The following is a 10,457-nucleotide window of genomic DNA, read 5'->3' as shown; positions in this document are numbered from 1 at the left end:
AGCCGCCTCCGTCAATCCGCCCCCGCCGCAACAGGCGCAGCAGCCGGCGCGCGCCGCCTGCAACAACCCGAATGCGCTCGGCGTCGCTCGCACCGTCGAGATCGACACGACGGGAGGTCCCGGCTTCGGCTTCGAGCACTTCAAGGAGCTCGACTTCCTGCGTGACCACGAGGTGGTGCTGACCTTCGACGACGGTCCATGGCCGCACAACACGCCGGCTGTGCTGAAGGCGCTGGCCGATGAGTGCACGACGGGCATCTTCTTCCCGATCGGAAAACACTCGACCTATGAACCTGAGATCCTGAAGCAGGTCTATGCCGCCGGCCACACGGTCGGCGCGCATACCTGGTCGCACGCCAATCTCAACAACAAGAAGCTGACCGAGCAGCAGAGAAAGGACGAAATCGAGAGGGGCTTCAGCGCCGTGAAATGGGCGCTCGGCGGCATCTCGCCCTCGCCGTTCTTCCGCTTCCCTGCGCTGCAGCATCCGCCGGAGATGGTCACCTATCTCGGCACCCGCAACATCGCGATCTTCTCGTGCGACCTCGATTCCTTTGACTTCAAGGCCTCCAAGCCCGAGAAGGTGATCGACACCGTGATGAAGAAGCTCGACAGCAAGGGCAAGGGCATCATCCTGATGCACGACTTCCAGAAGCATACCGCGGAGGCCCTGCCCGAGCTCCTGAACCGCCTCAAGGCCGGCGGCTACAAGGTGGTGGCGATGCGCGCCAAGGCTCCGGTCTCGACGCTGCCCGAATACGACCAGGAGCTGCTCAAGGACATCAAGCTGCCGACGGTGAGCCAGCGCCCGGTCAATTCCGTGGTGACGACCGTTTCCGAATAGCCGGCAATTGTCTTTCCGCTTCGAAGGTTACGTCATCGTCTCCGCGGACGGCATGCTCGCCGACGCGAGCAATGTCATGCCCGACAGTCTGAAGTTCGAAGGCGACAAGCTGTTCTTCGAGCAGGCGCTCGACCGCGCCGCACTAATCGTGCACGGCCGGCACTCGCACGAGCAGCAGCCGAATTCGCCGAAACGCAAGCGGCTGATCCTGACCCGCAAGATCAAGGCGCTCACCGTCGATCCGGAGATGCCGAACGCGACGTTGTGGAATCCGGATCATGCGAGCTTCGAGGAGGCCCGCGCCTTCGCTGACGTGGCTTCCGGCATCGTCGCAATCATCGGCGGCCCCGTCGTGTTCGACATGTTCATGGACCGCTACGCCACGTTCTGGCTGTCGGAGGCCCCGCATGTGCGCCTGCCTGGCGGCGAAGGCTGCTTTGTGGGCGTGCCGGAGCGGACGCCGCATGAGGTGCTGGCGGCGCATGGGATGAAGCCCGGCGCACCGTATGCGCTCGATGCAGCGCATGACGTTACGGTCACGCCCTGGCGCAGAGTGGGTTAGCGCCGGCGTAACCAGCCTCTTCTCTCACATCGCGGTGAATTACGCCTTCGCCGAACGCACCTTGGGAGACCTACACGTCCCCGTAGGCCGCCTCGACCGGGCGCGTGGCGCGGCCATAGCCGATGATCATGCACAGCGCACCGATGATTGACAGGTTCTTGAGCGCATCAACCAGCATCTTGGCATTGTCGGGCGGCGCCTGGTTCCAGAAATCGTAGAACAGGACGGTGGCGACCGCGACGTAGATGATCAGCAGCATCGCAAAGAAGCGCGCGCCGAAATTCAGCGCGATCATCAGGCCCGCGATGATCTCGAGCCCGCCGACCGCGATCGCCAGCAGCTGCGGCGTGGTCATGGCGGTCGCCGTCTCGACCTGCTTGGCGTATGGCTCGATGACGTCAGGCACAACGACCTTGCCGGCGATGAAATCGGCGGTCGCCTGGATGGCAAAGAGCTTGGTCGCGCCCGTGTAGATGAACAGCACGGCGAACAGGATCCGCCCGAAAGTCACGAACGCTGGCATGATCGGCCTCTTGGCAAAGCTCAAAGCGCGGGACGCTTGGGGGGGATTATGAAGACTCCATTTGCGGTTTTCAAACGGGGAAATGGAGAAACTCTTTCGAAAAGGTTGAGCCACCGAGGCTCGGGCGGGTGTGCTGCCTCTCCCCGTCTTTACGGGGAGAGGGGCCGCCTGCAGGTGACAGCGGAAATCGCGCGGGGGCTCCCCCTTCACCCGAATTCGAGCGCAGCTCGAATTCGACCTCTCCCCGCAAGCGGGGCGAGGTAAAGAGACAGCGCTGCCCTTACGTAAACAGCGTCGGCTGCTGCCGTGCCGCCCGCTCCTGGGCTTCGACCACGGCGACCGCGGTCATGTTGAGGACGCCGCGCGCGGTCACGCCGGGCGTCAGGATGTGCGCCGGGCGCGCCGGCCCGATCAGGATCGGGCCAACGGGAAGCGCGTCCGCCAGCGCCTTGATCATCTGGTAGGCGACGTTGGCGGTGTCGAGGTTCGGCATGATCAGGATGTTGGCCTCGCCCTCGAGCTTGGAGTGCGGCAGCACCAGCTTGCGCGCCGCCGCCGACAGCGCGGTGTCGCCCTGCATCTCGCCGTCGGCCTCGATCTCCGGATGCTTCTCCTTCAGAAGCTGGGTGGCCCGGCGCATCTTGCGCGAGGAATCGGTGTCGTAGCTGCCGAAGTCGGAGTGGGAGACGAAGGCGATCTTCGGCTTGACGTTGAAGCGCTGGACGTGGACCGCCGCGAGCGCCGCGATCTCGGCGAGCTCCTCCGCGCTCGGATTGGGCCGCACCTGGGTATCGGTGAGGAAATAGGCGCCCTTGCGCGTGATCATCAACGCGAGCGCCGCATAGTCGCTGATCCCCGGCGAGAAGCCGACGATCTCGCGGACATGGCGCAGGTGGCTCATGTAGCGCCCCTCGACGCCGCAGAGCATCGCATCCGCCTCCCCGCGCACCACGGCAAGCGCCGCGATCACCGTGTTGTTGGTACGCACGACTGTACGCGCCGCGTCCGGCGTCACGCCGCGGCGACCGGCGACCTCGACATAGGACTGCACATAGGAGCGGTAACGCGGATCGTCCTCGGGATTGATGAGGTCAAAGTCCTTGCCGGCCCGGATCGAGAGGCCGAAACGCTTGATGCGCGCCTCCACGACGGAAGGACGGCCGACCAGGATCGGCCGCGCCAGCTTCTCCTCCAGTACGACCTGGGTGGCGCGCAGCACACGCTCGTCCTCGCCTTCGGCGTAGATCACGCGCACCGGCTGGGTCTTGGCCTTCGCGAACATCGGCTTCATGACGAGGCCGGAGCGGAAGGCGAAGCGCTCGAGCAGCGCTGTATATTCGTCGAAATTGGTGATGGGGCGCGTCGCGACACCCGACTCCATCGCGGCCTTGGCGACGGCCGGCGCGATGCGCAGGATCAGGCGCGGATCGAACGGGCTCGGGATCAGCGAACCCGGGCCGAAGCCCTGCGTCTCGCCGGTATCAAAGCCCCCCTGCGCGACCGCATCCGACGGCGCTTCGCGCGCGAGCTGCGCGATGGCCTCCACTGCGGCGTGCTTCATCTCCTCGTTGATCGCGCTAGCGCCGACGTCAAGTGCGCCGCGGAAGATGAAGGGGAAGCAAAGGACGTTATTGACCTGGTTCGGATAGTCGGAGCGGCCGGTGCAGATCATGGCGTCGGGGCGCACCTTGCGCGCTTCCTCCGGCATGATCTCCGGCGTCGGATTGGCAAGCGCCATGATCAGGGGCTTGTCGCCCATCGCCTTGGCCATCTCCGGCTTGAGCACACCCGGTGCCGACAGGCCGATGAAGATGTCGGCGCCGCCGATGACATCGGCGAGCGTGCGCTTGTCGGTCTTCTGCGCATAGACTGCCTTCCAGCGGTCCATCGAGGTATTGCGGCCCTCATGCACGAGGCCGTCGATGTCGCAGACCCAGATATTCTTGCGCTGCGCGCCCATCGATACCAGGAGGTTCAGCGTCGCGAGCGCGGCCGCCCCTGCCCCCGACGCCACGATCTTGACGTCGGACAGCTTCTTGCCGTTCAGCCGCAGGCCATTGGTGATGGCGGCGGCGACGATGATGGCGGTGCCGTGCTGGTCGTCATGGAAGACCGGGATCTTCATGCGCTCCTTCAGCCGGGTCTCGATCTCGAAGCATTCCGGTCCGCGAATGTCTTCCAGATTGATGCCGCCGAAAGTCGGCTCGAGCGCCGCCACGGTCTCGACCACGCGGTCGATGGTGTCGGCCGCGATCTCGATGTCGAACACGTCGATGCCCGCGAATTTCTTGAACAGGACCGCCTTGCCTTCCATCACGGGCTTGGAGGCGAGCGGGCCGATATTGCCGAGGCCGAGTACCGCGGTGCCGTTGGAGACCACCGCAACGAGGTTGGCGCGGGTCGTCAGCGTCGCAGCTTCCGCCGGGTTCTTCGCGATCTCGGTGCAGGCGGCGGCAACGCCCGGAGAATAGGCAAGCGCGAGGTCGCGCTGGTTGGCGAGCGGCTTGCTCGCCTGGATCTCGAGCTTTCCGGGGCGCGGCAGACGGTGATAGGCCAGCGCCGCCTGGTGGAGATCATCAGAATAGGACGACATGCGGTGTCTCGCCTCGCGTTACCGGCCTCAAAAAAATGCAAGATCCGGAGCGGCCGCCCGAGCGGACGGTATTTCCGGGCCATGGAAACGGGATGAAGCACGCCGGGCGCCTCGGTGGCAACATCCGATTGCGGCCCCATCAACAGGGCGCCCCGTCAAATATTTGATAGCTATAGCCTTCCCTGGACCGCACGGCGTTTCGCGAATATGGCAGCTTGCGCAGTGCAAAACGAGCAACTGGAGCTGGGAATGAAGCGAATCCTGATCGGCCTGATCGCACTTGCCGTGCTTGCCGCGGGCGGATGGTTCGGCTTCAACCTTTACGCACAACATCGCGCCACCGCCGAAGTCGAGGCCGCCTTCGACCGAATCCGCAGCCACCGCAACAAGGCAAGCCACGGCAAGGTGGCCTTCGACGTGATGAGCCGGACGCTGACGGTCGAGGACATCGCGGTCGCTCCCGAGAGCCAGCCGCAGGCGCAGATCAAGATCGCCGGCATCAAGGGCACGGGCGTTCGCCTGATCGACGATATCAGCTTTTCGGCCGATAGCATCGACATCAGGGATTTCGAAGTCAGACTGGACCAGATCGGCCCGGCGAAAGTGAAGGCCTCCTACAAGGTCCCGCAACTGACCATGCGCGACTATGCAGGTCCCGTTCATGCCGGAAATACGCCAGCGGGCGGCTCCCTGATCGAGATGTACCGCTATCTGCTCGATCAGTACGCAGGCGTCTCGGCATCGTCGCTCACGGCCCCGACGCTGTCGATGACCTTCGATGCGGGCAGCAGCGCCATCGGCAGCGGCGAGTTCTCCTACTCCGGGCTGGAGATCCAGAATCTGAAGCACGGCAAGATCGATGCGATGAAGGCAGACCACGCCGTCTTCACGGTCGACGTGAAGCAGCCGGGCAAGCAGGACAAGCTGACCGGCGATCTTTCCAACATCATCGTCAATGACTTTGATGCGACCGCGATCGCCGCCGCGTTCGACCCCAAGACCACTGACGACCGCTTCCACCGTGTGTACCGGCAAATCTCGGTCGGCCCCTACGTGCTCAAATCGGCGCAGGGCATGCGGACGGACATCGAGGGAATCACTTTCGAGGACGTCGCGGTGCAGCCGTCGAAATTCCGGCCGGCCGAGATTATCGCGCTCCTGCCGGCGGATCGGTCGGCTCCTCCGACGCCGGCACAATCGCGCGAAATGATGGAGAAGCTCGCCGGCTTCTACGAAGGCCTTCGCGTCGGCAAGGTCGAGATCGGCAAGATGTCGATGGGAACGCCGCAAGGGACGGCCAGGATCAACGCTATCAGGTACCGCGAGGGCGAATTCGCAGTCGAGGGCCTCGATGCGCCGGTCCCGCAGGGGCAGTTCAAGATGGAGCGCTTCGCCCTGAAGTCCTTCAGCACAGCTAATCTGTTGCGTTGGGCAGCAGGCCTCACGAACGTTGGAGAGGCGCCCGCGCCGGATCAGATACTCGGCCTGTTCCGCGTGCTCGAAGGCGCCGAAATCAAGGGGGTTGTCGCGCCCTACAAGAACACGCGGCAGCTCGTCACAATCGACACGATCAGCCTGAACTGGGGCCAGCTGATCGGATCGATCCCGAGCAAGGCCAATCTGGTCGTGAAGATGGTGACCCCCACCGATCCCTCTAATCCGGCGCAGCGGCCGCTGATCATGGCGGGCGTCGACAAGCTCGCGATCGACCTCGATCTCGGCGCCGCCTGGACGGAGTCCTCGGGCGCCTTTGCGTTTGCGCCAGCCACCATCAATCTCGGCAATCTTGCCAGGGCGCAGGCACGCTTCGGGCTCGCCAATGTGCCGCGTGGCGTGTTCACGGCCGACCCGATGCAGGCGATGGATCAGGCGGCGCAGATCGAGACCGGCGCGATCGAGCTTTCGTTGCGCGACAGCGGCGTCGTCGATCTGATCGTGGCGCAGTTTGCACGCACGCAGAACTTCAGCCGCGACGCCGCGCGCAGCGCCATCGTCGAGATGATCCGGGCGGAGGGCGAGAAGGTCACGACAGCCAATCTCGATGCCAAGGCGGCGGTCGATGCGCTTGCCGACTTCGTCGCGACGTCAGGGCAAACGCTCACCATCAAGCTGACGCCACTCGGCAAGGTGCCGGTGTTTCAGCTCGTGGACGCCCTGAACAGCGAGCCGATCGTCGCGCTGGCCCAATTCCGCATCGAGGCGTCGACGGGGCTGTAAGCACGGCTGCTGAGCCGATTTCCATCTCGTGTCCCGGACGCGGCGCGGCATGAAATGACGCGACGCAGAGTCGGGACCCAGAAAGGCCGGTATGCGCTGAGATGTGGGCCCCGGCTCTGCAGCTCACCGCTGACTGGACGATGCTCGCATCGCCAGGGAAGCGCCGCGCTGCGTCCGGGGCACGAGACCGAAAGCCGGCTCAGCTCACTTCTGCGGCAAGTTCACCCGCACATGCAGCTCGCGGAGCTGCTTGGTCGTGGCTTCCGACGGCGCGCCCATCAGCAGGTCCATGGCCTGCTGGTTCATCGGGAACAGCGAGATCTCGCGCAGGTTGGTGGTGCCGCAGAGCAGCATCACGATACGATCGACGCCCGCGGCCATGCCGCCATGCGGCGGCGCGCCATACTGGAAGGCGCGGTACATGCCGCCGAAGCGATCGACCACTTCCTGTTCGCCATAGCCCGCGATCTCGAACGCCTTCACCATCGCTTCCGGCACGTGGTTACGGATGCCGCCCGAGGCGATCTCGTAGCCGTTGCAGGTGATGTCGTACTGGAACGCCTTGATGGTGAGCGGATCCTGGCCCTTCAGCGCATCAAGGCCGCCCTGCGGCATCGAGAACGGGTTGTGCGAGAAGTCGACCTTCTTGTCGTCCTCGTTGTACTCGTACATCGGGAAGTCGACGATCCAGGCGAGCTCGAACCGCTCCTTGTCGGTGAGGTTCAATTCCTCGCCGACCTTGTTGCGGGCAAGGCCTGAGAACTTCCAGAATTTGTCGGGATCGCCGGCGACGAAGAAGGCGGCATCGCCCTCCTTCACACCGAGCTGCGTGCGGATCGCAGCGGTGCGCTCCGGCCCGATGTTGTTTGCGAGGGGACCTGCGCCCTCGCCGCCCTCGCGCCACATGATGTAGCCGAGACCGGGCTGGCCCTCGCCCTGCGCCCACGAATTCATGCGATCGCAGAACGCGCGCGAACCGCCGCCCGGCGCCGGGATCGCCCAGACCTGGTTCTTCGGGTCTTCGAGCATGCGCGCGAACACCTTGAAGCCGGAGCCACGGAAGTGCTCGGAGACGTCCTGCATCTCGATGGGGTTGCGCAGGTCCGGCTTGTCGCTGCCATACTTGCGCAGCGCTTCGGCGAACGGAATCCGCCGCCAGCCTTTTGTCACCGGCTTGCCCTTGGCAAATTCCTCGAACACGCCGGTGATGACCGGCTCCATTGCCGCGAAGACGTCCTCTTGAGTCACAAAGCTCATCTCGATGTCGAGCTGGTAGAACTCGCCCGGCAGGCGGTCGGCGCGCGGGTCCTCGTCGCGGAAGCAGGGCGCTATTTGGAAGTAGCGGTCGAAGCCCGACATCATGAGGAGCTGCTTGTACTGCTGCGGCGCCTGCGGCAGCGCATAGAACTTGCCCGGATGGATGCGTGACGGCACCAGGAAGTCGCGCGCGCCTTCCGGCGAGGACGCGGTCAGGATCGGGGTGTTGAACTCGAAGAAGCCCTGCCCCTTCATGCGGCTGCGCATGGAGTCGATGATCGCGACGCGCGTCATGATGTTCTGGTGCAGCTTCTCGCGGCGCAGGTCGAGGAAGCGGTGCTTCAGGCGAATGTCCTCAGGATATTCCTGGTCGCCGAACACCGGCAGCGGCAGGTCGCCGGCCGGTCCCAGCACCTCGATCTCGCTGACATAGATCTCGATCTTGCCGGTCGGCAGGTCGTCATTGTCGGTGCCCTCGGGGCGGCGGCGGGCCTTGCCGTCCATCCGCACCACGAATTCGGAGCGCAGCTTTTCGGCCAGCGAGAACGCCGGCGAGTCCGGGTCGACCACGCACTGGGTCAGGCCGTAATGGTCGCGCAGGTCGATGAACAGCACGCCGCCGTGGTCGCGAACGCGATGAACCCAGCCTGAAAGGCGGACCGTCTCGCCGATGTTGCTCTCGCGGAGCGCGCCGCATGTATGTGACCGGTAGCGATGCATGGTCGTCCCAAAATCAATGTCGGAGGATCGAATCGGACGGCCGAAACAGCCTGTCCGAAGTTGCGGCAGGGTTTACCCGACGAGGCCGGGGGCGGCAACCAAGGGAACGCCCTGTTTTGGGCCCGGAGCGCCCATTTTTGGCCGATTAGGCCCCAAGCCTTTGCCATCAGGCGTTCCCCGCCTATCTTTAGGGCCATGACGGTTCATTTCCCCTTCCAGAACTCCTATTCGGCCCTGCCGGACAGCTTCTTCGCCCGCGTCGCGCCGACCCCCGTTGCCGCGCCCCGACTGATCAAGCTGAACCGGCCGCTGGCGGTCCAGCTCGGGCTCGATCCCGACCTCCTGGAGACCCCGGAAGGTGCCGAGATCCTGGCCGGGAAGACGGTTCCTGCCGGAGCCGACCCCATCGCCATGGCCTATGCCGGACACCAGTTCGGGCACTTCGTGCCCCAGCTCGGCGACGGCCGCGCGATTTTGCTCGGCGAGGTCATCGACAGAGACGGCATCCGCCGCGACATCCAGCTCAAGGGCTCGGGCCCGACCCCATTCTCCCGCCGCGGCGATGGCCGCGCCGCGCTTGGCCCGGTGCTGCGCGAATACATCGTGAGTGAAGCGATGTTCGCGCTGGGCATTCCGACCACGCGCTCGCTTGCTGCCGTCGTCACCGGCGAGCACGTCATCCGCGAGACCGCGCTGCCCGGCGCGGTGCTGACGCGCGTCGCCTCGAGCCATATCCGCGTCGGCACCTTCCAGTTCTTCGCCGTCCGCCGCGACACCGAGGCGATCCGCCGGCTCGCCGATCACGTCATCACCCGTCATTACCCCGAGCTGCTCACCGCCGAGCGGCCCTATCACGCCCTGCTCGCCGGCGTCGTCGCGCGCCAAGCCGATCTCGTGGCGCGCTGGTTGCTGGTCGGCTTCATCCATGGCGTGATGAATACCGACAACACGTCCATCTCCGGCGAGACCATCGATTACGGCCCCTGCGCCTTCATGGATGCCTACAATCCGGCGCAGGTGTTCTCCTCGATCGACGAGATGGGCCGCTACGCCTATGCCAACCAGCCGCGCATCGCGCTGTGGAATTTGACCCGGCTCGCCGAATGCCTGCTGCCGCTGTTCTCGGACGACCAGGAGAAGGCGATCGCGGAAGCCCAGGACATCCTCGGCGCCTTCGCCGAGACCTTCACCGCGGCCTATCAGGCGGGCCTGCGCAAGAAGCTCGGCCTGTTCACGGAGCGCGATGGCGACGAGGCGCTGATCCAGGACCTGCTCGACGCCATGGCGAAGAACCAGGCCGACTTCACCCTCACCTTCCGCAGGCTCGGCGATGCCGCGGGCGACGAGGCTGGCGTGGCCCATGTCCGCGCGCAGTTTATGGACCCCTCGGCCTTCGACGATTGGGCCAAGCGCTGGTGCGAGCGTACCGCGCTGGAGCCGCAGACCGCAGCCGAGCGGCAGGCCGCGATGCACGCGGTCAATCCACTGTTCATCCCGCGCAACCACCGCGTCGAGGCCGTGATCCAGGCCGCGGTGAATAATGACGACTACGGCCCGTTCGAAGAGATGGTGAAGGTACTGGCCAAGCCGTATCAGGACCAACCGGATTACGCGGCCTACGCCGATCCGCCACTGCCGGACCAGCGGGTGTTGCAGACGTTTTGCGGGACGTGAAGAATCCGTAGGATGGGTAGAGCGAAGCGAAACCCATCGCCGGCACGATAGAACGACGATGATGGGT

At 64.9% G+C, this 10,457-nt stretch carries 7 protein-coding genes; 4 read left to right on the top strand and 3 right to left on the bottom strand.

Annotated elements, in window-relative coordinates:
• On the top strand, positions 1-844 hold an 844-nt coding region (locus AC629_RS04110; protein ID WP_084803499.1), incomplete at its 5' end, for a polysaccharide deacetylase family protein.
• Positions 845-851: 7 nt separating this feature from the next.
• The gene (locus AC629_RS04105; protein ID WP_084803498.1) at positions 852-1,406 is read left to right on the top strand and encodes a dihydrofolate reductase family protein; all 555 of its coding nucleotides are present in this window, start codon (positions 852-854) and stop codon (positions 1,404-1,406) included.
• Between the two features lie 70 nt (positions 1,407-1,476).
• Here the strand turns inward: AC629_RS04105 and AC629_RS04100 are convergent, their stop codons facing one another.
• The gene (locus tag AC629_RS04100) at positions 1,477-1,929 is read right to left on the bottom strand and encodes a DoxX family membrane protein (protein ID WP_084803505.1); all 453 of its coding nucleotides are present in this window, start codon (positions 1,927-1,929) and stop codon (positions 1,477-1,479) included.
• A gap of 280 nt (positions 1,930-2,209) precedes the next feature.
• Positions 2,210-4,522: an NADP-dependent malic enzyme gene (locus AC629_RS04095; RefSeq protein ID WP_084803497.1), complete on the bottom strand. Its 2,313-nt coding sequence runs from the start codon at positions 4,520-4,522 to the stop codon at positions 2,210-2,212.
• Positions 4,523-4,771: 249 nt separating this feature from the next.
• Between AC629_RS04095 and AC629_RS04090 the strand changes: the two genes are divergently transcribed.
• Entirely contained in the window at positions 4,772-6,739 is a 1,968-nt protein-coding gene (locus tag AC629_RS04090) for an aq_1923 C-terminal domain (RefSeq protein WP_084803504.1), read from the top strand.
• Between the two features lie 204 nt (positions 6,740-6,943).
• Here AC629_RS04090 and aspS read toward each other — a convergent pair whose 3' ends face one another.
• Positions 6,944-8,716, bottom strand: a complete 1,773-nt coding sequence (gene aspS, locus AC629_RS04085) for an aspartate--tRNA ligase (protein ID WP_084803496.1) — start codon at positions 8,714-8,716, stop codon at positions 6,944-6,946.
• Between the two features lie 195 nt (positions 8,717-8,911).
• On the opposite strand from aspS, the gene AC629_RS04080 reads away from it, so the two are divergent.
• Entirely contained in the window at positions 8,912-10,390 is a 1,479-nt protein-coding gene (locus AC629_RS04080; protein WP_084803495.1) for a protein adenylyltransferase SelO, read from the top strand.
• Positions 10,391-10,457: the final 67 nt, after the last annotated feature.

The sequence above is a fragment of the Bradyrhizobium sp. NAS80.1 genome (genome assembly GCF_001908205.1).
Lineage (GTDB): Bacteria > Pseudomonadota > Alphaproteobacteria > Rhizobiales > Xanthobacteraceae > Bradyrhizobium.
This window is presented reverse-complemented; position numbering and strand designations above follow the sequence as displayed.

What these genes read in the sequence shown, in the direction of transcription:
- aspS (WP_084803496.1), bottom strand. Translation starts at nt 8,716, where the DNA reads ATGCATCGCTACCGGTCACATACATGCGGCGCGCTCCGCGAGAGCAAC.
- AC629_RS04100 (WP_084803505.1), bottom strand. Translation starts at nt 1,929, where the DNA reads ATGCCAGCGTTCGTGACTTTCGGGCGGATCCTGTTCGCCGTGCTGTTC.
- AC629_RS04095 (WP_084803497.1), bottom strand. Translation starts at nt 4,522, where the DNA reads ATGTCGTCCTATTCTGATGATCTCCACCAGGCGGCGCTGGCCTATCAC.
- AC629_RS04090 (WP_084803504.1), top strand. Translation starts at nt 4,772, where the DNA reads ATGAAGCGAATCCTGATCGGCCTGATCGCACTTGCCGTGCTTGCCGCG.
- AC629_RS04080 (WP_084803495.1), top strand. Translation starts at nt 8,912, where the DNA reads ATGACGGTTCATTTCCCCTTCCAGAACTCCTATTCGGCCCTGCCGGAC.